At 62.8% G+C, this 26258-nt stretch carries 34 protein-coding genes and 1 tRNA gene; 31 read left to right on the top strand and 4 right to left on the bottom strand.

Annotation, left to right across the window (positions count from 1 at the left end):
• Positions 1-11 precede the first annotated feature (11 nt).
• The 25 genes from K225_RS0104655 to K225_RS0104535 all read left to right on the top strand — a co-directional run bounded on the left by K225_RS0104655 (position 12) and on the right by K225_RS0104535 (position 17870).
• Positions 12-320: a DUF2160 domain-containing protein gene (locus K225_RS0104655; protein ID WP_026435329.1), complete on the top strand. Its 309-nt coding sequence runs from the start codon at positions 12-14 to the stop codon at positions 318-320.
• 172 nt (positions 321-492) lie between these two features.
• Entirely contained in the window at positions 493-2226 is a 1734-nt protein-coding gene (locus K225_RS0104650) for an ABC transporter substrate-binding protein (protein ID WP_026435328.1), read from the top strand.
• 177 nt (positions 2227-2403) lie between these two features.
• The gene (locus K225_RS0104645) at positions 2404-3996 is read left to right on the top strand and encodes a glycerol-3-phosphate dehydrogenase/oxidase (protein ID WP_026435327.1); all 1593 of its coding nucleotides are present in this window, start codon (positions 2404-2406) and stop codon (positions 3994-3996) included.
• A gap of 195 nt (positions 3997-4191) precedes the next feature.
• Positions 4192-4560, top strand: a complete 369-nt coding sequence (gene rplN / locus K225_RS0104640; RefSeq protein ID WP_007861702.1) for a 50S ribosomal protein L14 — start codon at positions 4192-4194, stop codon at positions 4558-4560.
• Positions 4561-4569: 9 nt separating this feature from the next.
• Complete coding sequence (gene rplX, locus K225_RS0104635) at positions 4570-4890, top strand: 50S ribosomal protein L24 (protein WP_026435326.1); 321 nt, start codon at positions 4570-4572, stop codon at positions 4888-4890.
• 9 nt (positions 4891-4899) lie between these two features.
• Entirely contained in the window at positions 4900-5439 is a 540-nt protein-coding gene (rplE, locus tag K225_RS0104630; protein WP_026435325.1) for a 50S ribosomal protein L5, read from the top strand.
• Between the two features lie 8 nt (positions 5440-5447).
• Positions 5448-5753 carry a 30S ribosomal protein S14 gene (gene rpsN / locus K225_RS0104625; protein WP_026435324.1) on the top strand — a complete coding sequence of 102 codons (306 nt, stop codon included), beginning with the start codon at positions 5448-5450 and terminating at the stop codon, positions 5751-5753.
• 20 nt (positions 5754-5773) lie between these two features.
• Positions 5774-6169, top strand: coding sequence for a 30S ribosomal protein S8 (gene rpsH / locus K225_RS0104620; protein ID WP_008906523.1), 396 nt, complete (start codon positions 5774-5776; stop codon positions 6167-6169).
• A 25-nt stretch (positions 6170-6194) separates the two neighbouring features.
• A complete protein-coding gene (gene rplF / locus K225_RS0104615; RefSeq protein WP_026435323.1) occupies positions 6195-6728 on the top strand; it encodes a 50S ribosomal protein L6 in 534 nt (177 codons plus the stop codon).
• A gap of 11 nt (positions 6729-6739) precedes the next feature.
• Complete coding sequence (rplR, locus tag K225_RS0104610; protein ID WP_015016015.1) at positions 6740-7105, top strand: 50S ribosomal protein L18; 366 nt, start codon at positions 6740-6742, stop codon at positions 7103-7105.
• A gap of 17 nt (positions 7106-7122) precedes the next feature.
• Positions 7123-7641, top strand: coding sequence for a 30S ribosomal protein S5 (rpsE, locus tag K225_RS0104605; protein WP_034711783.1), 519 nt, complete (start codon positions 7123-7125; stop codon positions 7639-7641).
• 14 nt (positions 7642-7655) lie between these two features.
• Positions 7656-7838: a 50S ribosomal protein L30 gene (gene rpmD, locus K225_RS0104600; protein WP_007861725.1), complete on the top strand. Its 183-nt coding sequence runs from the start codon at positions 7656-7658 to the stop codon at positions 7836-7838.
• A gap of 10 nt (positions 7839-7848) precedes the next feature.
• Complete coding sequence (gene rplO / locus K225_RS0104595) at positions 7849-8280, top strand: 50S ribosomal protein L15 (protein WP_026435320.1); 432 nt, start codon at positions 7849-7851, stop codon at positions 8278-8280.
• A 24-nt stretch (positions 8281-8304) separates the two neighbouring features.
• A complete protein-coding gene (gene secY / locus K225_RS0104590) occupies positions 8305-9624 on the top strand; it encodes a preprotein translocase subunit SecY (protein ID WP_026435319.1) in 1320 nt (439 codons plus the stop codon).
• A gap of 144 nt (positions 9625-9768) precedes the next feature.
• Entirely contained in the window at positions 9769-9882 is a 114-nt protein-coding gene (gene rpmJ / locus K225_RS0104585; protein ID WP_005793651.1) for a 50S ribosomal protein L36, read from the top strand.
• A 23-nt stretch (positions 9883-9905) separates the two neighbouring features.
• Positions 9906-10271, top strand: coding sequence for a 30S ribosomal protein S13 (rpsM, locus tag K225_RS0104580; RefSeq protein WP_005793659.1), 366 nt, complete (start codon positions 9906-9908; stop codon positions 10269-10271).
• 18 nt (positions 10272-10289) lie between these two features.
• Entirely contained in the window at positions 10290-10694 is a 405-nt protein-coding gene (rpsK, locus tag K225_RS0104575) for a 30S ribosomal protein S11 (protein WP_005793662.1), read from the top strand.
• 90 nt (positions 10695-10784) lie between these two features.
• Positions 10785-11408, top strand: a complete 624-nt coding sequence (gene rpsD / locus K225_RS0104570) for a 30S ribosomal protein S4 (RefSeq protein WP_026435318.1) — start codon at positions 10785-10787, stop codon at positions 11406-11408.
• A gap of 109 nt (positions 11409-11517) precedes the next feature.
• Positions 11518-12513 carry a DNA-directed RNA polymerase subunit alpha gene (gene rpoA, locus K225_RS0104565; RefSeq protein WP_026435317.1) on the top strand — a complete coding sequence of 332 codons (996 nt, stop codon included), beginning with the start codon at positions 11518-11520 and terminating at the stop codon, positions 12511-12513.
• Between the two features lie 89 nt (positions 12514-12602).
• Positions 12603-12995 (top strand): 50S ribosomal protein L17, encoded by a 393-nt coding sequence (rplQ, locus tag K225_RS0104560; RefSeq protein ID WP_026435316.1) that lies wholly within the window; start codon positions 12603-12605, stop codon positions 12993-12995.
• A 22-nt stretch (positions 12996-13017) separates the two neighbouring features.
• A tRNA-Met gene (locus K225_RS0104555) sits at positions 13018-13094 on the top strand.
• Positions 13095-13403: 309 nt separating this feature from the next.
• Entirely contained in the window at positions 13404-14183 is a 780-nt protein-coding gene (locus K225_RS0104550) for a DUF3348 family protein (protein WP_238323187.1), read from the top strand.
• Positions 14180-16609, top strand: coding sequence for a DUF802 domain-containing protein (locus tag K225_RS0104545; protein WP_026435314.1), 2430 nt, complete (start codon positions 14180-14182; stop codon positions 16607-16609). Before K225_RS0104550 ends, K225_RS0104545 begins: the two co-directional genes overlap by 4 nt.
• Positions 16606-17259 carry an OmpA family protein gene (locus K225_RS0104540; protein ID WP_026435313.1) on the top strand — a complete coding sequence of 218 codons (654 nt, stop codon included), beginning with the start codon at positions 16606-16608 and terminating at the stop codon, positions 17257-17259. Before K225_RS0104545 ends, K225_RS0104540 begins: the two co-directional genes overlap by 4 nt.
• Positions 17256-17870 (top strand): DUF2894 domain-containing protein, encoded by a 615-nt coding sequence (locus K225_RS0104535; protein WP_026435312.1) that lies wholly within the window; start codon positions 17256-17258, stop codon positions 17868-17870. The genes K225_RS0104540 and K225_RS0104535 overlap by 4 nt, the downstream gene beginning before the upstream one ends.
• A 102-nt stretch (positions 17871-17972) precedes the next feature.
• Here the strand turns inward: K225_RS0104535 and nhaR are convergent, their stop codons facing one another.
• Positions 17973-18869, bottom strand: coding sequence for a transcriptional activator NhaR (nhaR, locus tag K225_RS0104530; RefSeq protein ID WP_026435311.1), 897 nt, complete (start codon positions 18867-18869; stop codon positions 17973-17975).
• 150 nt (positions 18870-19019) lie between these two features.
• Between nhaR and K225_RS0104525 the strand changes: the two genes are divergently transcribed.
• Positions 19020-19556: an Rrf2 family transcriptional regulator gene (locus K225_RS0104525; protein ID WP_026435310.1), complete on the top strand. Its 537-nt coding sequence runs from the start codon at positions 19020-19022 to the stop codon at positions 19554-19556.
• A gap of 84 nt (positions 19557-19640) precedes the next feature.
• Here the strand turns inward: K225_RS0104525 and K225_RS0104520 are convergent, their stop codons facing one another.
• The 3 genes from K225_RS0104520 to K225_RS0104510 all read right to left on the bottom strand — a co-directional run bounded on the left by K225_RS0104520 (position 19641) and on the right by K225_RS0104510 (position 21361).
• On the bottom strand, positions 19641-20234 hold the full coding sequence (locus K225_RS0104520; protein WP_026435309.1) for a MarC family protein: 594 nt from the start codon (positions 20232-20234) through the stop codon (positions 19641-19643).
• Positions 20231-20644 carry a VOC family protein gene (locus tag K225_RS0104515; protein ID WP_026435308.1) on the bottom strand — a complete coding sequence of 138 codons (414 nt, stop codon included), beginning with the start codon at positions 20642-20644 and terminating at the stop codon, positions 20231-20233. The genes K225_RS0104520 and K225_RS0104515 overlap by 4 nt, the downstream gene beginning before the upstream one ends.
• Before the next feature lie 69 nt (positions 20645-20713).
• Complete coding sequence (locus K225_RS0104510) at positions 20714-21361, bottom strand: glutathione S-transferase (protein ID WP_026435307.1); 648 nt, start codon at positions 21359-21361, stop codon at positions 20714-20716.
• 121 nt (positions 21362-21482) lie between these two features.
• On the opposite strand from K225_RS0104510, the gene K225_RS0104505 reads away from it, so the two are divergent.
• The 5 genes from K225_RS0104505 (at position 21483) to K225_RS0104480 (ending at position 26248) form a co-directional block, all read left to right on the top strand.
• Positions 21483-21851 carry a DUF2946 family protein gene (locus K225_RS0104505; protein WP_026435306.1) on the top strand — a complete coding sequence of 123 codons (369 nt, stop codon included), beginning with the start codon at positions 21483-21485 and terminating at the stop codon, positions 21849-21851.
• Positions 21852-21931: 80 nt separating this feature from the next.
• Positions 21932-24250: a TonB-dependent receptor gene (locus K225_RS0104500; protein ID WP_026435305.1), complete on the top strand. Its 2319-nt coding sequence runs from the start codon at positions 21932-21934 to the stop codon at positions 24248-24250.
• Between the two features lie 80 nt (positions 24251-24330).
• Positions 24331-24822 carry a YcnI family protein gene (locus tag K225_RS20335; protein WP_369794834.1) on the top strand — a complete coding sequence of 164 codons (492 nt, stop codon included), beginning with the start codon at positions 24331-24333 and terminating at the stop codon, positions 24820-24822.
• A 38-nt stretch (positions 24823-24860) separates the two neighbouring features.
• On the top strand, positions 24861-25364 hold the full coding sequence (locus K225_RS0104485; protein ID WP_026435304.1) for a copper chaperone PCu(A)C: 504 nt from the start codon (positions 24861-24863) through the stop codon (positions 25362-25364).
• Between the two features lie 95 nt (positions 25365-25459).
• Positions 25460-26248, top strand: coding sequence for a PhaM family polyhydroxyalkanoate granule multifunctional regulatory protein (locus K225_RS0104480; RefSeq protein ID WP_026435303.1), 789 nt, complete (start codon positions 25460-25462; stop codon positions 26246-26248).
• Positions 26249-26258: the final 10 nt, after the last annotated feature.

Here is a 26258-nt window from a genome sequence, read left to right as displayed (position 1 = left end):
GAGGTATCGCCATGTTCGACTGGATGGCCTGGACCTTGCCGGTGGCCGTATTTTTTGTCTGCATCGCGCTCATGCTCGTTGGCATGACGGTGTGGGAGATCCAATCGCCCACCGTGGAGCGCAAGGGCTGGCTGCCCATCGCCACCACGCGGGGCGACCGCCTGTTCATCGGGCTGCTCTCGGCGGCCTATGTGAACCTGATCTTTGTCGGCATCAGCGGCAAGCTGGGCGAGTGGCTGGGCATGGAAAACGACCCCTCGATCTGGATCAGCTTCGTGCTGTCGATGGCCCTTCTGGCGCTGATCCTGCGCAAGGGCTGAGGGTGGAAGGTATTCCATTGATGGCTGGTGGCGATCTTCCATATGAAAACTATCAAGAAACCTTATCAATCAAGCGCTTGCAGCTACTGTTTTTGACGATGAGAAGCGCCGGCCCAATTTCCCCCGGGGCCGGTGTTCATCCACCATGGGGGTTCCATCCGAGGAGACAGCAATGAAGATGCAGTTCAAGGCGATCGCTTTCGCCGCCGCAGCCCTGGCATTGGGGCAAGCTGCCTGGGCCGGCGAGGCCGAGGCCAAGAAGTGGATCGACAGCGAGTTCCAGCCTTCCACGCTCAGCAAAGACCAGCAGATGACCGAGATGAAGTGGTTCATCGATGCGGCCAAGAAGCTGCAGGCCAAGGGGGTGAAGGAGATCTCCGTCGTCTCCGAGACCATCACCACGCACGAATACGAGTCGAAAACGCTGGCCAAGGCCTTCGAGGAAATCACTGGCATCAAGGTCAAGCACGACCTGATCCAGGAAGGCGATGTGGTCGAGAAGCTGCAGACCTCCATGCAGTCGGGCAAGTCGATCTACGACGGCTGGATTTCGGACTCGGACCTGATCGGTACCCACTACCGCTACGGCAAGATGATGAACCTGACCGACTACATGGCCGGTGCGGGCAAGGAGTGGACCAACCCGGGCCTGGACATCAAGGATTTCATCGGCACGAAGTTCACCACCGCGCCCGATGGCAAGCTCTACCAGCTGCCCGACCAGCAGTTCGCCAACCTCTACTGGTTCCGCGCCGACCTGTTCGACCGCAAGGACCTCAAGGACAAGTTCAAGGCCAAGTACGGCTATGACCTGGGCGTGCCGCTCAACTGGAGCGCCTACGAGGACATCGCCGAGTTCTTCACCAACGATGTGAAGAACATCGACGGCAAGCCCATCTACGGCCACATGGACTACGGCAAGAAAGACCCGTCGCTGGGCTGGCGCTTCACCGATGCCTGGCTGTCGATGGCAGGCACGGCCGATATCGGCGCGCCCAACGGCCTGCCGATTGACGAGTGGGGCATCCGCGTGGCCGACGACAAGTGCACCCCGGTGGGGGCCTCGGTGGCGCGCGGTGGCGCGACCAACTCACCGGCCGCCGTCTATGCGCTGACCAAGTACGTGGACTGGATGAAGAAGTATGCGCCCAAGGAAGCCACCGGCATGACCTTCGGCGAGGCCGGCCCCGTGCCCGCCCAGGGCCAGATCGCGCAGCAGATTTTCTGGTACACCGCCTTCACGGCCGACATGGTCAAGCCCGGCCTGCCGGTGGTGAACGCCGACGGCACGCCCAAGTGGCGCATGGCCCCCGGCCCGAACGGTCCCTACTGGAAGCAGGGCATGCAGAACGGCTACCAGGACGTGGGGTCTTGGTCCTTCTTCAAGGGCCATGACGCCAACAAGACCGCCGCTGCCTGGCTGTATGCCCAGTTCGTGACGGCCAAGACCACCTCGCTCAAGAAGACGCTGGTGGGCCTGACCCCGATCCGGGAAAGCGACATCCAGTCCAAGGCCATGACCGACGCGGCCCCCAGGCTGGGCGGCCTGGTCGAGTTCTACCGCAGCCCCGCCCGCGTGGCATGGTCGCCCACGGGCACCAATGTGCCCGATTACCCCAAGCTGGCGCAGCTGTGGTGGAAGAACGTGGCCCAGGCCGTCACCGGGGAGAAGACCCCGCAGGGCGCCATGGACACGCTCGCCGACGAGATGGACCAGGTGATGGCCCGCCTGGAGCGTGCCGGCATGAGCCACTGCGCGCCCAAGCTCAACAAGAAGGGTGATCCCAACAAGTGGCTGAGCGACAAGCAGGCGCCCTGGAAGAAGCTGGCCAACGAAAAGCCCAAGGGCGAAACCATTGCCTACGACAAGCTGCTGCAAGCCTGGAAGGACGGCAAGGCGCGCTGATCCGCAGACCAGGGTGTCGCTCGGCCGCCTCCATGGGTCGGCAGTCAGGGCTCGCAAGGTCCCTGGCTGCCATTGCGCACCATCCTGCCGTTGGTGCCCAGGGAGCTGCAGGGCCGGCCCTGTCCTAGATTCAAGGGTAAACCCTTGGTTTTTGCTTTGCCCATGGACAATTACCCCATGACCATTGCCATCGCTCCCCTTCCCACACGGCGTGACGATCTGCTGGCCCGCCTGGCCCAGCCGTACCAATACGATTTGGCGGTGATTGGGGGCGGAGCGACGGGCCTGGGGGTGGCGCTGGATGCTGCGGCGCGTGGCTTCAGCGTGGTCCTGGTGGATTCGCACGACTTTGCCAAGGGAACCTCTTCCCGGGCCACCAAGCTGGTGCATGGCGGTGTCCGCTACCTGGCGCAGGGCAACATCGCGCTGGTGCGCGAGGCCTTGCATGAGCGCACCACGCTGCTGCACAACGCCCCCCACCTGGCGCAACCCCTGCCTTTCGTGATGCCGTCGTACCGGTTCTGGGAGACGCCTTTCTATGGCATCGGACTCATGGTGTATGACGCGCTGGCAGGCAAGGCCGGGCTGGGTGCCACCGAATTCCTGGGGCGCGCACGCACCCTGCAGTGCTTGCCGACGGCCCGTACCGAACACCTCAAGGGCGGCGTCAAATACTGGGACGGCCAGTTCGACGATGCCCGTCTCGCCCTGGCACTGGCGCGTACCGCCGCCAGCCTGGGCGCCCTGGTCGTCAATTACTGCCCCGCGCGGTCGCTGGTGCACGAGGCTGGCAAAGTGGTCGGTTTTGTCTGCGAGGATGCTGGCAGCGGCCAGCAGTTCACCGTGCGGGCCCGCTCGGTCGTCAATGCCACGGGCGTGTGGGTGGACACCCTGCGCCAGATGGATGGCGAGGCCATAGGGCGGCCCGTCAAGCCCATGGTGGCGCCCAGCCAGGGCGTGCACATCGTGGTGGACCGCGAGTTTCTGCCCTCCGACCACGCACTGATGGTGCCCAAGACGGCCGATGGCCGCGTGCTGTTTGCCGTGCCATGGCTGGGCAAACTCATTCTGGGGACCACCGACAGCCCGCGCCAGGACGTGGTGCGCGAGCCCGAACCCTTCCGGGACGAGGTTCGCTTCATTTTGGAAGAGTCTGCGCGCTACCTGACCCGCGCGCCCCGGGTGGAGGACATCCGCAGCATCTGGGTGGGCCTGCGCCCGCTGGTCAAGCCGCAGGACGACGATGGCGACAACACCAAGAAAATCAGCCGGGAGCACACGGTGCTGGCCAGCCGCAGTGGTCTGATCACGGTGACCGGTGGCAAATGGACCACCTACCGCGCCATGGCCGAAGATGTGTTGCAAAAATGCTTCACTACGGGCCAGTTGCCGGAAAAACCAGCGGGCGTGACCAACGATCTGCCGCTGGTGGGCGCGCCGCGAGAGCCTGTGCGGCACCGCATCAGTGAGGCCCAGGGGTTGCACTCGTATGGCAGCGAAGCGGCTGCCGTGCAGCAAATTCCGGGGGCACAGACCGACCTGGGCGGCGGCCTGACGGAGGCCATGGTGCGCTTTGCCGCCCGCTGCGAATACGCCTGCACCGTGGAAGACGTGCTGGCCCGCCGCTCACGCCTGCTGTTCCTGGACGCCCGCAAGGCCATGGGGCTGGCGCCCGTGGTTGCAGGTATCCTGCGGGAAGAGCTGGGCAGGGACCCGCAGTTGGATGCCTTCCTGGCCCTGGCGCGCCAGTACCTGCACGTTCCTGTGTGATCCGGTGCTTGACTTCCCGAAAGACCTTTGCAATAATAGAGGGCTTCGCGTTTAAAGCGTGAAGTTTCTGCCCAGCGGGAAGTGCTGCAAATGGTTTGCGGTGCGGACGACGGGCCCAAGACTGACTGGCTGATTTGCGGCCCTTGAGAAGTTCTCTGGGGCTGTTGTCTTCTGGTGCAAGTTGGGAATATTGAAATGATCCAGACAGAATCTCGGTTAGAGGTTGCCGACAATACCGGCGCTAAATCCGTCCTTTGCATCAAGGTGCTGGGCGGCTCCAAGCGTCGCTATGCCAGCGTTGGCGACATCATCAAGGTGAGCATCAAGGAAGCTGCTCCACGCGGCCGCGTCAAAAAAGGCGAGGTCTACAGCGCGGTGGTGGTTCGTACGGCGAAGGGTATTCGTCGTGGCGATGGCTCGCTCGTTAAATTCGATGGCAATGCTGCGGTGTTGCTGAATGCTAAGTTGGAGCCCATCGGCACCCGCATCTTTGGACCCGTGACGCGTGAACTGCGTACCGAGAAGTTCATGAAGATCGTGTCCCTGGCTCCTGAAGTTCTCTAAGGACGCGCCATGAACAAGATTCGCAAGGGCGACGAAGTCATCGTGCTGACCGGCCGTGACAAGGGCAAGCGCGGCACAGTGTCGCTGCGCAAGGATGACTCCTATCTCGTCATCGACGGCATCAACCTGGTCAAGAAGCACGCCAAGCCAAACCCCATGAAGGGTACGACGGGCGGCATCGTTGAAAAGGCTATGCCCATCCATCAGTCCAACGTGGCCATCTTCAATGCGGCTACCGGCAAGGCTGATCGCGTAGGCATCAAGGTGCAGGCTGACGGCGCACGCGTTCGCGTGTTCAAGTCGAGCGGCGCTGAAATCAAGGCGGCCTAAGGGGTAAACATGGCACGACTGCAAGAAATTTACCGCGACAAAGTCGCACCCGAACTGGTCAAGCAGTTCGGTTACACCTCGCCGATGCAGGTTCCGCGTCTGACCAAGATCACGCTCAACATGGGTGTGAGCGAGGCAGTTTCGGACAAGAAGGTGATGGACAACGCCGTGGCCGACCTGACCAAGATTGCCGGTCAGAAGCCTGTGGTGACCAAGGCCAAGAAAGCTATCGCCGGTTTCAAGATCCGCGAAGGCCAGGCCATTGGTTGCATGGTCACGCTGCGCGGCGTGCAGATGTATGAGTTCCTGGACCGTTTCGTGACCGTGGCACTGCCCCGCGTCCGTGACTTCCGTGGTATCTCCGGTCGTGCTTTTGACGGCCGTGGCAACTACAACATCGGCGTCAAGGAACAGATCATTTTCCCTGAAATTGAATACGACAAGGTTGATGCCTTGCGCGGTCTCAATATCAGCATCACCACGACGGCCAAGTCCGACGAAGAAGCCAAGGCTCTCCTCGCTGGTTTCCGTTTCCCGTTCAAGAACTGAGGCGAAGCATGGCTAAAGTAGCTTTGATCCAGCGCGAACTGAAGCGCGAAAAATTGGCAGCCAAGTACGCAAGCAAGTATGCGGAACTGAAGGCGATTGCTGGCGATGCCAAGCGCAGCGATGAAGAGCGTGATGCGGCCCGCCTGGGTCTGCAGAAGCTCCCCCGCAATGCAAACCCCACGCGCCAGCGCAACCGTTGTGAAATCACCGGTCGCCCACGCGGAACATTCCGTCAATTCGGTCTGGCCCGCGCCAAGATCCGCGAACTGGCTTTTGCAGGCGACATCCCTGGTGTCACCAAGGCCAGCTGGTAAGCAGGCAGGAGAGATACAACATGAGCATGAGTGATCCTATCGCTGACTTGCTGACCCGCATTCGCAACGCACAAATGGTCGCCAAGGCCACGGTGCTGGTGCCTTCTTCCAAGGTGAAGATTGCCATCGCCCAGGTGCTGAAGGACGAGGGTTATATCGACGGCTTCCAGGTGAAAACCGAAGCTGGCAAGTCTGAACTTGAAATCGCCCTGAAGTACTACGCAGGCCGTCCCGTGATTGAGCGCATCGAGCGTGTCAGCCGCCCTGGACTGCGTGTCTACAAAGGCCGTGATTCCATTCCACAAGTCATGAACGGTCTGGGTGTGGCAATCGTCACAACCCCCAAGGGCGTGATGACTGATCGCAAGGCGCGCGCTACCGGTGTCGGTGGTGAAGTGCTCTGCTACGTGGCCTAACCCGCGGCATTGAGGAGAAACTGAAATGTCCCGAGTAGGAAAAATGCCTGTGACCATCCCCGCTGGCGTGGATGTGTCCGTGAAAGACGACCAGATCTCTGTCAAGGGCTCTGGTGGCGTGCTGACGCTTGCACAGAATGTGCTGGTGAAGGTGTCAAGCAATGATGGCAAGCTCAGTTTTGAGCCTGCGAACGAATCCCGCGAAGCGAATGCCATGAGTGGCACGATTCGCCAGTTGGTCAACAACATGGTGATCGGCGTCAGCAAGGGCTTTGAAAAGAAGCTGAGCCTGGTCGGCGTGGGCTACAAGGCTGCGGCCACTGGCGCTCGTTTGAACCTGGCGGTCGGTTATTCGCACCCCGTGAATTTCGATATGCCCGCTGGTATCACGGTTGCAACCCCAACGCCCACGGAAGTGGTCGTCAAGGGTGCTGACCGTCAGCGCGTGGGTCAGATCGCTGCTGAGATTCGTGCCGTTCGCCCGCCCGAGCCCTACAAGGGCAAGGGTATCCGCTATGCGGACGAAAAGATCACGATCAAAGAGACCAAGAAGAAATAAGGAGCTGCAACATGTTGACAAAGAAAGAGCAGCGTCTTCGTCGTTCGCGTCAGACGCGTATCCGCATTGCACAGCAAGGCGTGGCACGTTTGACCGTGAATCGTACGAACCTCCATATCTACGCCAGTGTGATTTCCGGCGACGGCAGCAAGGTGCTGGCCAGCGCGTCCACGGCCGAGGCCGATGTGCGCAAGTCGCTGGGCGGTTCGGGCAAGGGTGGCAATGCCGCTGCAGCCCAGGTCATCGGCAAGCGCATTGCTGAAAAAGCAAAGGCTGCTGGTGTCGAGAAGGTTGCATTTGATCGTGCAGGTTTTGCGTACCACGGTCGCGTCAAGGCTTTGGCCGATGCGGCCCGTGAAGCAGGTCTGCAGTTCTAAGCGGAACGGAATTAAAAATGGCTAAATTTCAACCCAAGGTGCAGAGCGAAGGCCAGGACGACGGTCTGCGCGAAAAAATGATCGCGGTGAACCGCGTGACCAAAGTCGTGAAGGGTGGCCGTATTCTCGGTTTCGCTGCACTGACGGTGGTTGGCGACGGTGATGGCCGCGTGGGCATGGGCAAGGGCAAATCGAAGGAAGTGCCGGCAGCTGTGCAAAAGGCCATGGAAGAAGCGCGTCGCAACATGGTGAAGGTCTCGTTGAAAAACGGCACGATCCATCACAACGTGACGGGTCACCACGGCGCTGCCGTTGTGATGATGGCTCCGGCCCCCAAGGGTACCGGCATCATCGCGGGCGGTCCCATGCGCGCTGTCTTCGAAGTGCTGGGTGTGACCGATATCGTGGCCAAGAGCCATGGTTCGTCGAATCCCTACAACATGGTCCGTGCAACATTTGACGCGCTCGTCAATTCGACCACTCCGTCGAATGTGGCAGCCAAGCGCGGCAAGACAGTCGAAGACATCTTCGCCTGAACCGGAGCTTGAATATGACAACGCAACAAACCGTCAAGATTCAACTGGTGCGCAGCCCGATTGGCACCAAGGAATCGCACCGCGCCACCGTTCGTGGCTTGGGCCTGCGCAAGCTGAACAGTGTCAGCGAACTGCAGGACTCGCCTGAAGTGCGCGGCATGATTAACAAGATCAGCTATCTGGTCAAAGTCCTCTGAGAGATAGATCATGGAACTCAATAGCATCAAGCCCGCAGACGGCGCCAAGCATGCCAAGCGCCGCGTAGGCCGTGGTATCGGCTCCGGTCTGGGCAAGACCGCTGGCCGTGGTCACAAGGGTCAGAAGTCGCGTTCGGGTGGTTACCACAAGGTAGGTTTCGAAGGCGGTCAAATGCCTTTGCAGCGCCGTCTGCCCAAGCGCGGTTTCAAGTCGCATCTGCTCAAGTTCAATGCAGAAGTGACGTTGACCGCCCTGGACCAACTCGGCTTGGCCGAAGTGGATGTTCTGGCGCTCAAGCAAGCTGGCCTGGTGGGCGAGCTGGCGAAGGTGGTCAAGGTCATCAAGAGTGGTTCTATCACCAAGGCTGTCAAGCTGAACGGTGTGGGTGCTACGGCCGGTGCCAAGGCAGCCATCGAAGCTGCTGGCGGCAGCGCCGCCTGACTGTGGCTCTGAAGGAAGACATCTGTGGCTACTAGCGCGGCTCAAATTGCAAAGACCGGTAAATTCGGCGACCTGCGCCGTCGTCTGGTTTTTCTGTTGCTTGCGCTGGTCGTGTACCGCATCGGGGCTCATATCCCTGTGCCAGGCATCGATCCAGCCCAACTTCAGCAGCTGTTCAGTGGCCAGCAGGGCGGTATCCTGAACCTGTTCAACATGTTCTCGGGTGGTGCGCTCTCGCGCTTCACGGTTTTCGCTCTGGGGATCATGCCGTACATCTCGGCGTCGATCATCATGCAGCTGATGACCTACGTGGTGCCCACGTTTGAGCAGTTGAAGAAGGAGGGCGAAGCTGGTCGCCGCAAGATCACGCAGTACACCCGCTACGGCACTTTGGGCTTGGCCCTGTTTCAGTCGCTGGGTATTGCCGTGGCGCTGGAAAGCTCGGCGGGTCTGGTGCTCAGTCCTGGCTTCGGGTTCCGCATGACCGCAGTGGTCAGCCTCACGGCTGGCACGATGTTCCTGATGTGGCTGGGTGAGCAAATCACCGAGCGTGGTCTGGGTAACGGGATTTCGATCCTGATCTTCGCTGGTATCGCTGCCGGATTGCCGAGTTCTATCGGTGGACTTCTGGAACTGGTTCGTACGGGTGCCATGAGCATTCTGGCTGCCATCTTCATCGTCATCGTGGTGGGTCTCGTGACTTACTTCGTGGTGTTTGTGGAGCGTGGTCAGCGCAAGATTCTGGTGAATTACGCTCGTCGGCAGGTGGGTAACAAGGTGTACGGCGGCCAGTCGTCGCACTTGCCCCTGAAGCTGAACATGGCGGGCGTGATTCCTCCGATCTTTGCCTCGTCGATCATTTTGCTGCCGGCGACGGTGGTGAACTGGTTCAGTGCGGGTGAGTCGATGCGCTGGCTGAAAGACATCTCGGGTGCGCTGACCCCTGGTCAGCCCATCTATGTGATGTTCTACGCTACGGCGATCATCTTTTTCTGCTTCTTTTACACGGCGCTGGTGTTCAACAGCCGTGAAACTGCAGACAACCTGAAAAAGAGCGGTGCGTTCATTCCAGGCATTCGCCCAGGTGAGCAAACGGCACGTTATATCGACAAGATCCTGGTTCGGTTGACCTTGGCAGGCGCTGTGTACATCACTTTCGTGTGCTTGCTGCCAGAGTTCCTGATCTTGAAGTACAACGTTCCGTTTTACTTTGGTGGTACGTCGCTGCTGATCATTGTGGTGGTGACCATGGACTTCATGGCCCAGGTTCAGAACTACATGATGTCGCAACAGTATGAATCGCTGCTCAAGAAGGCCAATTTCAAAGGCAACGCGGGCGGTTGATGGATTGGAAGGTGGATGTCGCATCGCGGCGCTGCCTGTAAAGAGCTGAATATCGGTTGAGTTGGCGCCCCACGGTTTTCGCGGGCACAAATTGTGTTCCAGGCAAAGCAGCCGGGACGGATGGAAAAGTTTTAGGAGAATGCAATGAGAGTTTCGGCTTCGGTCAAAAAAATCTGCCGCAACTGCAAGATCATCCGCCGCAAGGGTGTGGTGCGCGTGATCTGCACGGATCTGCGTCACAAGCAGCGCCAAGGTTGATTGGAAAGTATTAGAGGACGCATATGGCACGTATCGCTGGCATTAACATTCCGCCGCACAAGCACGCGGAAATCGGTCTGACCGCCATTTTTGGCATTGGTCGTACCCGCGCTCGCAAGATTTGCGAAGCAACTGGCATCGCTTACAGCAAGAAGATCAAAGATCTTTCTGATAGCGACCTGGAAAAAATTCGCGAACAAATCGAGCAGTTCACCATCGAAGGTGACCTGCGCCGCGAAACCACGATGAACATCAAGCGTTTGATGGACATCGGCTGCTATCGTGGCTTCCGCCATCGCCGCGGTCTGCCAATGCGTGGTCAGCGCACCCGTACCAATGCACGCACCCGCAAGGGTCCGCGCAAGGGCGCAGCTGCACTGAAGAAATAAAGAGATTGAAAGATCATCATGGCTAAGTCTCCTGCCAATAACGCAGCCCAGCGCGTTCGCAAGAAGGTCCGGAAGAACGTTTCGGACGGTATTGCACACGTGCACGCCTCGTTCAACAACACCATCATTACGATCACCGACCGCCAGGGCAACGCCTTGTCGTGGGCTTCGTCCGGTGGCCAAGGTTTCAAGGGCTCGCGCAAGTCCACCCCGTTCGCAGCCCAGGTCGCTTCGGAAGTGGCCGGTCGCGCCGCCATCGACCAAGGCATCAAGAACCTTGACGTTGAAATCAAGGGTCCCGGTCCTGGCCGTGAATCCTCGGTGCGCGCACTGGGCGCACTGGGTATCCGTATCACGTCGATCTCCGACGTGACGCCGGTGCCGCACAACGGCTGCCGCCCTCAAAAGCGTCGTCGTATCTAATCTCTCTAAGCCCACCGCCGCCTGTGAACGCGCAAGCGCCTCAGGCGGCTCCCGCAATGGTTTGCGGTAGATGACACAAAGGAAGCTCAAGTGGCACGTTATCTCGGCCCCAAGGCCAAACTCTCCCGCCGTGAAGGCACGGACCTGTTCCTGAAGAGCGCCCGCCGCTCGATCGCCGACAAGTCCAAGTTCGACTCCAAGCCAGGTCAGCACGGCCGCACCTCTGGTGCCCGTACCTCTGACTACGGCCTGCAACTGCGTGAAAAGCAGAAGGTCAAGCGCATGTACGGCGTGCTGGAAAAGCAATTCCGCCGTTACTTCGAAGCCGCTGACGGCAAAAAGGGCAACACCGGCGCCAACCTGCTGTTCCTGCTGGAATCGCGTCTGGACAACGTCGTGTACCGCATGGGTTTCGGTTCGACCCGCGCCGAAGCGCGCCAGCTGGTGTCCCACAAGGCGATCACCGTGAACGGCAAGTCCGTGAACATCGCTTCTTACCTGGTCAAGGCCGGTGATGTGGTGGCCGTGCGTGAGAAGTCCAAGAAGCAAGCCCGCGTCGTGGAAGCCCTGCAACTGGCAGCCCAAGTCGGCATGCCTGCATGGGTCGAAGTGAACGCCGACAAGGCAGAAGGCATCTTCAAGAAGACGCCAGACCGTGATGAGTTCGGTGCCGACATCAACGAATCCCTGATCGTTGAGTTGTACTCGCGCTAATCGCTCGTACGTATTTTGAGAAACCGTCCCTGAACCGCGAGGCATCGCGGTTTAGGCGCTTCACCAGCCTTACCGGTGTAACGAGCTGGGGGTATTGAGAGGAAGTTGCATGCAAACCAATTTGCTGAAACCCAAGGCGATCAATGTCGAACAGCTTGGTCACAACCGTGCCAAGGTAGCACTTGAGCCGTTCGAGCGTGGCTACGGCCACACGTTGGGCAATGCCATCCGGCGTGTCCTGCTCTCGTCCATGGTGGGTTACGCAGCGACGGAAGTCACCATTGCAGGCGTGCTGCATGAGTATTCGTCTATCGATGGTGTTCAAGAAGATGTGGTCAACATTCTTCTGAATCTCAAGGGTGTGGTGTTCAAGCTGCACAATCGGGACGAGGTGACGCTGAGCTTGCGCAAGGATGGCGAAGGCGTCGTCACGGCGCGTGATATCCAGACTCCGCATGACGTGGAAATCGTCAATCCTGACCATGTGATTGCCAACTTGTCTGCCGGTGCCAAGCTGGACATGCAAATCAAGGTCGAGAAGGGGCGTGGCTATGTCCCTGGCAACCTGCGCCGCTATGCCGATGAATCGACCAAGTCAATTGGCCGAATCGTCCTGGATGCGTCGTTCTCTCCGGTGAAGCGTGTGAGCTACACCGTCGAAAGCGCCCGTGTCGAACAGCGCACTGACCTGGACAAGCTGATCGTCGAGATCGAAACCAATGGTGCCATCACTGCCGAAGACGCAGTGCGTGCATCGGCCAAGATCCTGGTGGAGCAGCTGGCTGTATTTGCACAGCTCGAAGGGGGAGAAATTCCTACGTTCGAGTCCACCCCGGGTGGCCGTGCGACCAACGCCACGTTCGATCCCATTCTGCTGCGTCCGGTGGACGAGCTGGAGTTGACCGTGCGTTCCGCCAACTGCTTGAAGGCGGAGAACATCTACTACATCGGTGACCTGATCCAGCGAACCGAAAACGAGCTGCTCAAGACCCCCAACCTGGGTCGCAAGTCGCTCAACGAAATCAAGGAAGTGCTCGCATCGCGTGGTCTTACGCTGGGCATGAAATTGGAAAACTGGCCGCCAGCCGGCTTGGACAAGCGTTAAGTTATAATCTTGGGCTCCCCTCAAGGGGGCCAGTGCGTTGGGCAGTACCTGATACGGCTGCCTGATTTAATTAATAGAAGGAAAGCACCATGCGCCACGGACACGGACTCCGCAAACTCAACCGCACCAGCTCGCACCGTCTTGCGATGCTGCAAAACATGATGAATTCGCTCATCGAGCATGAAGCCATCAAGACCACCGTTCCCAAGGCCAAGGAACTGCGCCGAGTGATCGAACCCATGATCACCCTGGCCAAGGAAGATTCCGTGGCGAACCGCCGCCTGGCGTTCAATCGTCTGCGTGATCGCGACAGCGTGACCAAGCTGTTCAACGACCTGGGCCCCCGATTCAAGGTGCGTCCTGGCGGCTACACCCGTATCTTGAAGATGGGCTTCCGCGTGGGTGACAACGCACCCATGGCGCTCGTCGAATTGGTGGATCGTGCTGCAGAAACCGAAACGAACGCCACAGCTGCTGAATAATAGGGTATAATTTATCTCTTACCGCGCGATGGAGCAGTCTGGTAGCTCGTTGGGCTCATAACCCAAAGGTCGGAGGTTCAAATCCTTCTCGCGCAACCAAAAAAAGCGGTATCCGCCAATAAAACGCCCACTTCAAGTGGGCGTTTTTGTTTGTGCTTGCGTTGTCTCATGACGAAATATTCAATCGGAAGGCGCGTGCATTGAGCGCAATGCATACATGGATCGTATGGCTGGTATGAGCGCTGGGTGATGTGCACTGAGGGAAACGCGTGCGGACACGTCGCCGCGCCGATTTGGCGCTGCTTGGTGCAACGGTATCTTGCGCAAACACAGGCTCCCGCGGTTGGGGCTCGGCCCCCTGGTTTCCAAGATCTTTCCGGGCTGGAGTTGACACAGTGAATCGTTTCCATGCGGATGTATCTGCGTGACCGCCTCAGTCGTCCAGGGTTGATTGCACTCCTGGAGGAATGGGCGCAGGAAGACTTCGTGCGGGTGCAGCAACCGCGGGATCTGGCGGAGCAGCTGAGCAGCTGGCTGAGTGCCGTGGATGCCATCAAGGTCAGCAAGGCGCTGAATGCCATGGAGCTTGTTTCGCCAGGGCTGGTGCAGCGGGGACCGTCTGTGGATGCGCCAGCAATGGACGCCGTCATCCAAGCTGCAAAAGCTGAAGTCTTTGGGCTTATCACCAGGCCGATTTCTCCTGTGAAGTCCCTTCGCGGCCGGGTGGTCCAAGTGCCTGTCGGTCATGTCGAAGCACAGCCCTCGACAGAGCCCGCAGCGCAGATCCAGCGGTATGTTGGCCTGCAAAAACAGATGGGAACAAAATTCGCGATCCTGCGTGGGCAGATGCGACAGTGCTTGTGCGAGGGTTCGCTCGCGCTGCAGCAACTGGCAGCGCTGGATGTCGTGATGGAGCAGATGCTGGATGCCCGCGAGCAGCGGCTATGGGCATCGCTGCCAGGACATCTGGAGCGGCGCCTGGCCAATCTACGGCACAGGCACCAGCAGGGGGTGCAAAGCAGCGGACGGGCAGGTGAGCCCGTGGACGGCCACCCGGAGGAGGGTTGGCTGTGGGTCTTTGAGCAGGACTTGCAGGCCTTGCTGCTCGCAGAAATGCAGGTACGCCTTCAGCCTATCACGGGGCTGCTGGAGGCAGCCCGCAACGAGGTAACAGGACAACAGGAATGAACAAGAGTGTGATGGCAGCCATCTTCGCAGTGGGCCTTGCGGTCGTGGCTTGGGTGGGCTGGGGGTTTGTGGGTTACAGCCCGCTGGCATTGGCAATGACGGTCGTGATTGGCGGGATATACCTGCTGGGTGCCTATGAGCTGATGCAGTTCCGCGCCGCGACGGCGTCTCTGCGGATGGCGCTGGCAGGCGGCCCCGCAGAGCCGCTGTCCGACCTGAGCGGGTGGCTGGGTCGCCTCGCCGCCTCACTGCGCAACCCCGTGCGCCAGCGCATCGAGGGCGAGCGGGTGGCGCTGCCCGGACCGGCCCTCACGCCCTATCTGGTCGGTCTGCTGGTCATGCTGGGCATGCTCGGCACTTTTCTGGGCATGGTGCTCACCTTCCATGGCGCCGTGGCAGCGCTGGAAACCTCGCCCAACCTGGAGTCCATTCGCGCCGCGCTGGCGGCACCCATCAAGGGCCTCGGCCTGTCGTTCGGCACCTCGGTCGCCGGTGTGGCCGCTTCAGCCACGCTGGGCCTGTTGTTGGCCATGAGCCGCCGCGATCGGCTCGAAGCGGTGCGCCTGCTGGATGCCCATGTTCCCACCCTGTTCAGGTCCTTCTCGTCCGCCCACCGGCGTGAAGCAATGCTCCTGGCCCTGCAGGCGCAGGCCCAGGCACTGCCACTGATCGCCGAACGTCTGCAGGGCGTCATGGAAGGCCTGGAGCGCCGTCACGGCCAATTGGGCGAGCAGCTGCTGGCACAGCAGCAGGGGTTTCACCGCGAAACGGCCTCGGCCTACACCCAGCTGGCCAGCACCGTCGGGACATCCTTGCAGGAGAGCCTGGGCGCCAGCGCCCGCCAGGCGGGAGAGACGATTCGTCCCGTGGTCGAGCAGGCAATGGCCACGCTGGCCCAGGAGGCCCAGCGCTCGCACGAACGGTTGCGCGCAACCACCGATGCACAGCTGCAGGCGCTCTCGGCCCAATGGGAGGGTACGGCCCGCCAGGTGGCCGACACATGGACTTCGGCACTGCACAGCCACACACAGACCCAGGGCACCCTGGTGGCGCAGCTCGACGGTGCCCTGCAGTCGGTCACGCAGGCGTTTGACCAGCGGTCCAGCGCACTGGTGGACTGCCTGCAGGCGTCAACCGCGCAAGCGCACGCAGCCCAGGCCGTGGCCGATCAGCAGCGTCTGGAAAGTTGGAATCGCTCCATGGAAGGCATGGCCAGCAGGCTCGGCGCCGAGTGGCAATGCACAGGCACGCAGATGCTGGAGCAGCAGCAGCGCGTCGGCGAGGCCCTGGAAGGGGCGGTCCAGCAGATCGACCACAGCCTGCAGACGGCCGCACAGGCGTTTGACCAGCGTTCCGACAGCTTGCTGACAACGCTGCAGGACACGGTCGCGCAATCGCACGCCGCCCAGGTGACGGCCGACCAACTGCGCCAGGAAAACTGGAGCCGTTCCATGCAAGCCATGGCCAGCACGCTCAGCGCCGAATGGCAGCGTGCGGGCGCACAGACGGTGGCGCAGCAGCAGGGGGTGTGCCAGGCCCTGGAGACAACCGCCACGCAGATCACCGAACGCATGGCCGAGCAGGTGGCGCGCACACTGGGTGGCGCGGCCACGTTGTTGGACCAGTCGGACAGGTTGCTGCGCACCCGCATGGAGGCCGAGGCCCAGTGGGTGCAGGCCCAGGGCCAGCGCATGGACGAACTGACCGGCGTGTGGCGCACCGAGCTGGTGGCCCTGCGCGACGCCGAGGCCCAGCGCGGCCAGGCGGCCGTGGAGCGGCTCGACACCCTGCAGGCTGCCGTGGCACAGCACCTGGCCACACTCGGGTCGGCCCTGGAGGCCCCGCTCACGCGCCTGCTGCAGACCGCTTCGGACGTGCCGCAGGCTGCGGCCGAGGTCATCACCCAGCTGCGCCAGGAAATGACGCGCCTGAGCGAGCGCGACAACCTCGCTCTGGAAGAACGCGCTGCCATGATGGAGCAGGTGGGCACACTTTTGCAGTCGGTGAACGAAGCGGCCGTGCAGCAGCGCGCCGCCATTGATGCGCTGGTGGGCTCGGCCGCCCGGGTGCTGGAGCAGGCGGGCCAGCAGTTCGCCCAGTCGCTCGGCGCGCAGGCCGGCAAGGTGGACGAAGTGGCAGCGCATGTGGCCGCCAGCGCCGTCGAGCTGGCCAGCCTGGGTGAATCCTTCAGCCACGCTGTCGGCCTGTTCAGCGCCAGCAACGAGAAACTCATGGAAAGCCTGCAGGGCATCGAAGGCGCGATCGGTCAGTCGATGAGCCGCAGCGATGAACAGCTGGCCTATTACGTCGCACAGGCCCGCGAGGTGATCGACCTGAGCATCAGCGCGCAGCAGGGCATCGTGGAAGACCTGCGCCGACTGCATGGCAACGCCGGCAGGGTCCAGTCGCAAGGGGTGGCCGCGTGACGGGCTTGGACGACAGCCTGGACGATGCCTCCGAACAGACGGCCCCGGTGTGGGCCGTGTTCGGCGATCTCATGGCGGGATTGCTGGGCGCTTTTGTGCTGATCCTGGTGGGCGTGCTCGTGGTGCAGATCGACCTGGTGGCCAGCCTCCAGCAGGAGGTGGCGAAGCGCCAGATGGAGGAGCAGCGCCGCATGGCACTGGAGAAGGCGCTCGCCATTCCCCTGGCCAGCGGCCGGGTGACCGTGAACAACGGCCGCATCGGCATCAGCGGCAGCGTGCTGTTTGCCACAGGCTCTGACGAGCTGCGCCCAGAAGGCCGCCAGCTCCTCACCAGCCTGGTGCCGCCCCTGCAGGTGTACCTGCGCGAACGCGACGAAATGCTCATGGTGAGTGGCTTCACCGACAACACCACGCTGCTGCGGGGGGGGCACCAGCGCTTTGCCGACAACCTGGAGCTGTCGGCCCAGCGCGCCTTGACTGTGGCGCGGGCTCTCATCGACGAAGGCATGCCCTCCTCACAGGTGTTCGCGGCGGCCTTCGGTGCCGAGCAGCCCGTGGCGGACAACACCGATGAAAAGGGCCGCGCGCAAAATCGCCGCGTGGAAATGGCGCCTGTGCCCAAGGCCGCGAATGCAAAGTCTGTCCGATGAGTGAGCCGGGCGAGCCCACACGGGAGTCCCTGCAGTCCCTGCGGGCCTGCGGCGCCGATCGCCATGACCCGGCCCGCTTTCACTTCCTGGAGGTGATGGCACGCCGCATTCCAGGCCAGCCTGCGGCCGTGCAGCAGGTACTGCAAGGCCGGCTGCGTGCGGCGGTGGCGGACTATGCCGCGTGCGTCCGTTCGATGCCAGGACAGAGGCCGCGCAGGGAGCAGCCCGCCATCCCCGCAGAGGGTTCGGCCCTGGTGCAACTGAACCGCGACCTGAACGCCCGCGTCCGGAACGATGGCGGCATCGCGCGCATGGGTGACGGCGCAGGTGTTTCGGACATGAAGAGCGTGCGCCAGTTCAGCGAAGTATGGTCCAAGATTTCTGCGGAACGGCGGGTAGCGCAGGCGCTGGAACACGGACCCGACAATGCCGGTCCGCTCAACTCGCACAAGCTCATGCTGCGCGCACTTTGCTTGATGCAATCCTTGTCGCCGGACTACCTGCGGCGCTTTCTGTCGCACGCTGATTCCCTGCTGTGGCTGGAGCAGGCCAGCGCGAAACCCTCACGCTTGGCGGCCAAACCGGGGCGCAAGGGCCAGCCCAGGCAATGAGACTTCCGGCGGAGAGGGGGCACGTGTTGCGATGCCCGTCGTGCTGGGAAACGTGCTGCCTGCGCAGCCGATCCGTGCAGTAGCGCCCACCCGGGCAGCGCCTCACTGGGCAAAGAGCTCTGCCCTGGCGGCCCGTGTGATGGCGGAAACGCAGGGGTGGGTGATGCGGCGTTCTACGGAGATGGCGAAGAATTCCTCCACCAGCTCGGAGGTCTTGCCCACCACCTGCACGCCAAACTGCGCCACGGTTTCGTCCTCCAGTACGCTGGGTGAGGTGAAAACGCCGCGACCTTCCCGGCCAAAAGCATTCATGAGCGCGCTGTCATCGAACTCTCCCACGATGTGCGGTTGCAGCTGGTATTTGTTGAACCAGTGATCGAGTTGCTGGCGCACGGAGGACATGGGGCCCTGAATCAGCATGGGCGCGCCGTGAAGGCATTGGGGAAAGGGGCCCTGGAGCTGCTGGGCGAGCGAAGGGGCGCAGAAGAAACTCATGGCGCTGGTCCCGAGCGCATGGTTGAAGGCCTTCACCCCCACTTTTCTGGACACCGGTTCGTCGGCAATCACCAGATCCAGGCGGTGCAGCGTGAGTTGCGCCAGCAGCTCCGGGAACTTGCCCTCGTGGCAGATCATGTGCACGCGATCCGCCAGGCCCAGTGCCGGTTCCAGCAGATGGTAGGCCACCGGCTTGGCGACCGAATCGGCGATGCCCACGCGAAATTCCAGCGGTCTTGCCTGGCCGCGCGAGAGACGCACGGATTTTTCGAGTGCGTCCCCTAGGGCAAAGATCTGTTCGGCGTACCCCAGCGCAATGCGCCCCTCGCTGGTCAGCTCCAGCCCCCTGCCGCGCTTGCGAAAGAGGTCATGGCCCAGCCATTGCTCCAGTTGCTTGATCTGGCCTGACAGCGTCTGGGGCGTGGTGTGCAACTGCTCACCGGCGCGCACCACGCCGCCGGCCTTGGCCACCGTCCAGAAATACTTGAGATGCTTGAAGTTCATCGGGATGTGCAATGGTTCGATAAAAACGCAATGTTTTTATCAATAAAACGAATATACACGAAGTGTTGAATTCACTACATTGGTCCGATGGGCCGAGCTGGAAAAGGGTTTTCCGGGGCTCGGAGGTATCAATGTTCACAAGGAGTGACGATGCGAATTACCACCAGAGGACAGCTTGCCGTGTCAGCGATGACCGACCTGGCCATGCGCCAGAACACGGGCCCGGTGGCGCTGTCCACGATCAGCGCGCGCCAGGGCATCTCGCTGTCGTATCTCGAACAGCTTTTCAGCGCCCTCAAGCGGGCTGGCCTGGTTGACAGCACGCGTGGGCCCGGAGGCGGCTATGCCCTGGCCCGCAAGCCCGATCAGGTGTCGGTGGCCGACATCGTGGTGGCGGTGGAGAACCACCAGCCAGGGGGGGAGGCGGCGGCGACGCAGGCGTCGTCCCAGATGGTGACCATGACCGGGACGCTCTGGACGGCCTTCAACGCACGGGTGCTGGAATACCTTCAGTCCGTCACGTTGCGTGATTTGGTGGCCGAGCAGCAGGCGCGTGGCGTGCAGGTCGAATCGCCCGTGGTGGCGCGCGCCAAACTTGCCCGCCGTCCGGCGCCGCTGATGGCCCGTGCCGGAGTGCCCAATTCGGTCTTTGCCCTGGGCGCTGCCACTGCGCTGGCAGGCAAGTAGGTGGGTGCGGCGACCCGGTCGCCATGTTCATGCCGCTGACTCGGGGCGTGCCGGTGTCCTGCCGCCCCCGCCGGGCAGCGCTGCCTACAACTGTGGCGCGGGCTGCTGGATGCCGCGGATCAGCATCTCCACCGAGATGGCCACCAGGATCAACCCCATCAGGCACTCAAAAGCCATCACCACGCGCTCGCCCACCAGGCGCTGGATGCGTTCGGCCATCAGCAGCACAACGGCGCACACGGCCATGGTCACGCACAGGGCGGCCACCCACTCCATCCGCCGTTCGGGCGCCTGGGCCACCAGCAGCATGACGGTGGCCATGGCCGAGGGGCCCGCAAGTGCGGGAATAGCCAGCGGCACGATCAGCGGCTCGCCGGGCAGTTCTGTCTGAGGCCCGGAATCTGGCGGAAAGATCATGCGCAGTGCGATCAGAAACAACACGACCGCACCGGCGATCTGCAGCGACAGGTCGCTCAGGTTCATCACCCGCAGAAACTGCGCGCCAAAGAACAAAAACACCAGCAGCAGTGCGAAGGCGATCAGCACCTCGCGCAGGATCACCCGGGCCCGGCGCTCGGGCGCCACGCCGCGCAGGGCGTTGGCAAAGATGGGGATGTTGCCCAGCGGATCGGTGATCAGCAGCAGCAAGATGGTGGCCGAAGCAAAGGTGTAGCTCACGATGCGTACACCGAGTCCAGCGAGCGAAAGCCCTTGATCTCGATCGGGTTGCCGCTGGGATCATGAAAGAACATCGTCCACTGCTCGCCGGGCTGGCCGGCAAAGCGCACCTGCGGCGCGAGCACAAAGTCCGTTTGCGCGGCCTTCAGGCGTGCGGCCAGCGCATGCCAGTCGGGCAATTCCAGAATGGCGCCGAAGTGCGGCATGGGCACCAGATGGTCACCCACATGGCCGGTGCGGGCGCTGGCAAAGGGGGGGCCCAGGTGCAGCGAGATCTGGTGGCCAAAGAAGTCGAAGTCCACCCAGGTATCGGTGCTTCGGCCTTCCTGGCAACCCAGCACACCGCCATAGAAACGGCGGGCTGCATCAAGGTCGGTGACGTGAAAGGCGAGGTGAAAGAGGCTGCGCATCCCATAAAGGATAGCAGCGTGGACTCCCTTCACGCCGCACTGCCAATGGCGTCTCGGCAGCCGGCCGGCTCAGCGCTTGGGTGGGCGCGCAAGCATCTCGGTGGTGCTGGCCTTGCGGTCGGCGTTCACGCGCTGCACATGGGGGCGTTCGGCCATGCGGGCCAGGTATTCGCGCACGGGCGGGTCGGCCAGGTAGTCGCGGCCGTAGATGATCTTGGTGGCCGAGCTGATGAGCGGCAGGTGCACGATGGCGGCGCAGTCGGCCAGGGTGAAGCTGTCGCCCGCCATGCAGGGGCTGAACTTCGCCAGCCGGCCGAAGGCGGCAATGTTCTTTTCCAGCTGGGCGCCCACCTTCTCGCGGGTCGATTCACTCACCGTGCCACCAAAGAAGGCCTGGGGATACAGGTTGCGCGCCACCAGCTCCAGGTGCAGTTCCAGAAAGGTGATCAGCTCGCGCACCTTGGCGGCGGCAAACGGGTCGGCGGGCAGCAAGGCCGGTTGGGGATGGGCGGCTTCGATGTAATCGGCCATCACCGCAGATTCGCACAGGGTTCCCTGGGGCGTGCGCAGGTAAGGCACCTTGCCCAGGGGCGTGGCGCTGCGGTCGGTCTCACCCACCCAGGCCTGTTCTTCGGTAAAGGGCAGGCCTTTTTCCAACAGGGCGAGCTTGACCTTGTTGTAGTAGTTGCTGGCTGAAAAGCCGCAGAGTGTCAGCATGGGGATGTCTCCTTGGGGGTGGTCAAAGAGCGCATCGTAGAAGGGTGCCAGGACAAAGCCCGTCGCACAGATGACCCCGGTCAATGACGTGGGGGTTTGCCCACCTACAATCAGCGCCTTCATGCCCGTCACCCTGCAAACCCTTCGCCGCGTTCGCTGGCTTGCCCGCCTGGTGCTGGCGTGGTTTGTCCTGTCCATCGGCGTGGCGGTGGCGTCGCCCCTGGTCAACCCGCAGGCCATGGAGCTGATCTGCTCGGGCTCGGGCGCGATCAAGGTGCTGGTCAAGACCGACGACGGCGCCAAGGAGCTGTCCAGCCACACGCTGGACTGCCCGCTGTGCGCACAGGTGGGCGCACCCCCTCCCGCATCGCAGGCCCAGTCGCCTGTGGTTCACCCCCTGGCGCATGCCTTGCGCCCCATTCCTGCCGCGCACATCGCTGCGCGCACGGCCGCGCCGCTGCCGCCGCGCGGGCCTCCATCGCTCTCCTGAAATTGCTATTGATTGGATAGCTGTTGGCGCATGAAACACATGCGCTTTCAGCCTATTTGGCTTGATTTTCAGGAGTTTCCATGCGCCAGAGCCGCATGGCGCTGGCCGTGGCCAGTGCCTTTCCCCTCGTCCTCACATTCACGTTGACCGGGGCCGCGCCCGCATTCGCCCAGACCGCCGACAGTGCCAGCGCCCCCGTCAAGGAGCTGGGCATGGTCACCATCACCGGCGGCCAGCCCACCTCGCTGCCCACGCAGATCCCCACCACCATCGAGGGCGTGACGCGCGAGCAGATCGAGCATGCGATCAACGCCACCGACAGCGAAGACGCCCTCAAGTACCTGCCCAGCCTGCTGGTGCGCAAGCGCTACATCGGCGACTACAACCACGCCGTGCTGTCCACGCGCGCCTCGGGCACGGGCAACCCGGCGCGGTCCATGGTGTTTGCCGATGGCATCTTGCTGAGCAACTACCTGGGCAATGGCCCCACCAACGCACCGCGCTGGATGCTGGTCACGCCCGAGGAGATCGAGCGCGTGGACGTGCTCTACGGCCCGTTCTCGGCGGCCTATGCCGGCAATTCGGTGGGCGCCGTGGTGGACTACGTCACCCGCATGCCGACCCAGTTCGAGGCGCACGGGCAGGTCAGCACCCAGCACCAGCCGTTTGACCTCTACAACACCCGCGGCACCTACGGCGGCAGGCAGGTGAGCGCCTCGGTGGGCAACAAGAATGGCGACTGGTCGTGGTTTCTCCACTTCAACCAGACGGACAGCGAAGGCCAGCCGCTCACTTTTCCCACGCGCCTCGTCTCTGTCGGCACCGTGGGCAGCGCGGGCACGCCGGTCACGGGCGCGGTGCTGGGCCACAACCGCAGCAACCAGCCCTGGTATTTGCTGGGCACCGCCACGCAGTACCACACGCAGCAAGACCACATCAAGGCCAAGATCGCCTACGACTTATCGCCCACCGTGCGGGCCGCCTACACCTTCGGCTGGTGGCACAACGCATCCGAGGGTCGGCCCAGCAGCTACCTGCGGGACGCCAATGGCAATGCCGTGTATGGCGGTACGGTCAACATCAACGGCCGCTCGTTTGCGCTCGCGCCCAGCGACTTCAACGTCTCCAACGAAGACCTCACGCACTTCATGCACGGCCTGTCGGTCAAGAGCCGCACGCAAGGCGTGTTCGACTGGGAGGTGGCCGCCAGCCTCTACGACTACCAGACCGACACCCTGCGCGCTGCCTCCGTGGCGCTGCCTGCGGCGCTGAACGGCGGGGCAGGGCGCATCGTCAACAGCAAGGGCACGGGCTGGAACACGCTGGCCGCCAAGGGAACGTGGCGGCCCAGCGGCATGCAGGGCGCGCACATCGTGGACTTTGGCCTGCAGCGCGACAGCTACCAGCTGCGCACCGTCGAGAACGCCACGGCGAACTGGATCAACGGCGCTGCGGGCGCGCGCAACCAGGCATTCAACGGCGACACGCAGCTCATCGGCCTGTGGGCGCAAGACACCTGGAAGATCGCACCGCAGTGGAAGGCCGTGCTCGGCGCCCGCGCCGAGCGCTGGGGCGCCCGCAACGGCCAGACCGGCAACGCCACCACCACGCTGGGCCATCCCGAGCGCGACGAAACCTATGTCTCGCCCAAGGCCGCCGTGGCCTGGCAGGCCAGCGACCTGTGGGTGCTCAAGGCCTCCACCGGCCGCGCGGTGCGCATGCCCACCGTGGCCGAGCTGTACCAGGGCGGCATCAGCGGCAGCGGCACGCTCACCAACAACGACCCGAGCCTCAAACCCGAAAAAAGCTGGACCACCGAGCTGACGGCGGAGCGGGACATGGGCAATGGGCTGCTGCGCCTCACGGCCTTCTTCGAGCGCACCAGGGACGCGCTGTATTCGCAGACCAATGTGCTGGTCACGCCCAACGTCACCAGCATCCAGAACGTGGACGCCATCCGTACCAAGGGGCTGGAACTCTCGTACCAGGCGACCAACGTGCTGGTGCGCGGGCTGGAACTGGGCAGCAGCCTGACCTGGACCCATTCCAGGATCACAGGCAACGACAAGTTCCCGGCCAGCGTGGGTCGATGGCAGCCGCGCATCCCCGAGTGGCGCGCCAGCGCCGTGGCCACCTACCGGCCGGACGACAAGTGGTCCTACACCCTGGGCGCGCGCTACAGCGGCAAGCAGTACAGCACGCTCGACAACAGCGACCCCAACGGCTTCGCCTACCAGGGCGCGAGCCGCTACTTCACCACCGACATGCGCGTGCGCTACCAGATCACCAAGCAGGTGAGCGCCGCCGTGGGCATCGACAACCTCAACAACTACCAGTTCTGGAACTTCCACCCCTACCCCCAGCGCAGCACCATGGCCGAGCTGAAGTGGACCCTCTGACCTTTGCATACGCCACCATCACCATGAGAACCCTCAAAAAAATAGCTACTTGCGCTTTATTGGTAAGCGCTACAGGTCTTTTGAATGTTGCAAATGCCCACGTCACGCTGGAATACCAGGTAGCCAATGCCGGCAGCGGCTACAAGGCCACGTTCCGCGTGGGCCACGGCTGCGGTGCATCGCCCACGCGCGAGATCGCCGTGACCCTGCCGCCCGGCGTGGAAGGCGCCAAGCCCATGCCCAAGGCCGGCTGGACCATCGCCATCGAGCGGGAGAAGCTTGCCCAGCCACGCACCGACCACGGCAAGACCCTTGCGGAGGAGGTGCGCCGCATCCGCTGGACGGCGAACACCCCGGCCGATGCGCTGCCCAACGCCTTCTACGACGAGTTCGTGCTGCAGGCGCGCATGCCCGCGCAGGCGGGCACCCTTTACTGGCCCGTGGCCCAGGTCTGCGAACAGGGCCGGACCGACTGGGCCGAGGTGCCTGCCGCAGGCCACCAGCCTGGCGATCTGAAATTTCCCGCGCCCGTGCTGGAGCTGATGCCAGCTGCAGGCGGCCATGCACATTGACCGTGTCCCTTTTTCTTTTTCAACCCCCGGAGAGCTCCATGACACAGAACCCCATCACCCGCGCCGCTTTCATCGCCCTGGCCCTGCTTGCCGGGCAGGCCCATGCCCAGGCCGCCGCACCCGTGGCGGTGGACGGTGCCTGGGCACGCGCCAGCGTGCAGGGCCAGAAGGCCACGGGCGCCTTCATGCGCCTCACGGCCAGGGATGGCGCCCGCCTGGTGCGTGCCGAATCGCCTGCGGCGGGCCTCACGGAAGTGCACGAGATGAAGATGGAAGGTGACATCATGAAGATGCGCGCCGTGCCCACGCTGGACCTGCCTGCGGGCAAGACGGTGGAATTCAAGCCCGGCGGCTACCACGTCATGTTGCTGGACCTGAAGGCGCCCCTGGTCAAGGGTTCCACCGTGCCCGTGACGCTGGTGTTCCAGGATGCCAAGGGCGTGGAGACCCAGCTGCCGCTGCAGTTGCCAGTGGTCACGCAGGCGCCTGGTGCATCGGCTGCCGCAACGGGCCACGGCATGGCGCACGGGCAAAAACACTGAGCACCGGGGGCTTCCCGCTGCCCAAGGCATTGGAGTAAGCTGTGCCACCACGGCGCCCCGGGCCGTGCCACAGACCCACCTCTTGCGGAGCGGCCATGAGCGACTCATCCCACTTTGGTTTCGGCAAATTCGTCCCCGGCTTTGACTTTCTGCAAAGCCTGGCCAAAGGTGCCTCCAGCAGCATTCCCCAGCTGCCCAACCTGTCGAACTGGGTGGCGCCCACGCTCAGTGTCGAAGAGCTGGAAAAGCGCATCGACGAACTCAAGGCCGTGCAGTTCTGGCTGGAGCAGAACTCGCGTGCCCTGACGGCCACCGTCCAGGCGCTGGAAGTGCAAAAGATGACCCTGGCCACGCTCCAGGGCATGAATGTCAGCATGGCCGAGGTGGCCAATGCCTTCAAGCCCAAGGCCGCCGATACCTTTGCCAGCCGGGCCAGCGCCCCCGCGCCGGCACCCGCGCCCGCGCCCGCAGCGGCTGCGCCACAGCCTGCCGAACCCGTCCAGCCTGCTGCGGCCGGAGATGCGCAGGCCGCCAAGGCCCCCGAGCCGGCCCTGGTGGACCCCATGCAATGGTGGGGAGCGCTGACCAGCCAGTTCCAGCAGATCGCTGCCAGCGCCCTGAAAGACGCCGGCAAGCCGGCGGCGCTGGACCCCACCACCAGCATGGCCACCGAAGCCCTCAAGACCGCCACCGACATGGCCAGCCAGTTTGCCGCCAAGGGCCTGCAGACCCTGCAGGCTGGCCAGCGCACTGCCGCCGGTGCGGCCAGGCCGACCGCTGCAAAAAAGCCCGCCGCCAAGAAGGCGCCTGCCCAATCTGCGGCCCAATCCGCCGCCAAGAAAGCCACGGCCCGCCGCGCACCGCGCAAGCCGGCAGGCGGATAGGCTGCTCTGG

This window comes from Acidovorax sp. JHL-9 (genome assembly GCF_000426205.1).
Classification (GTDB): Bacteria; Pseudomonadota; Gammaproteobacteria; order Burkholderiales; family Burkholderiaceae_C; genus Acidovorax; species Acidovorax soli.
This window is presented reverse-complemented; position numbering and strand designations above follow the sequence as displayed.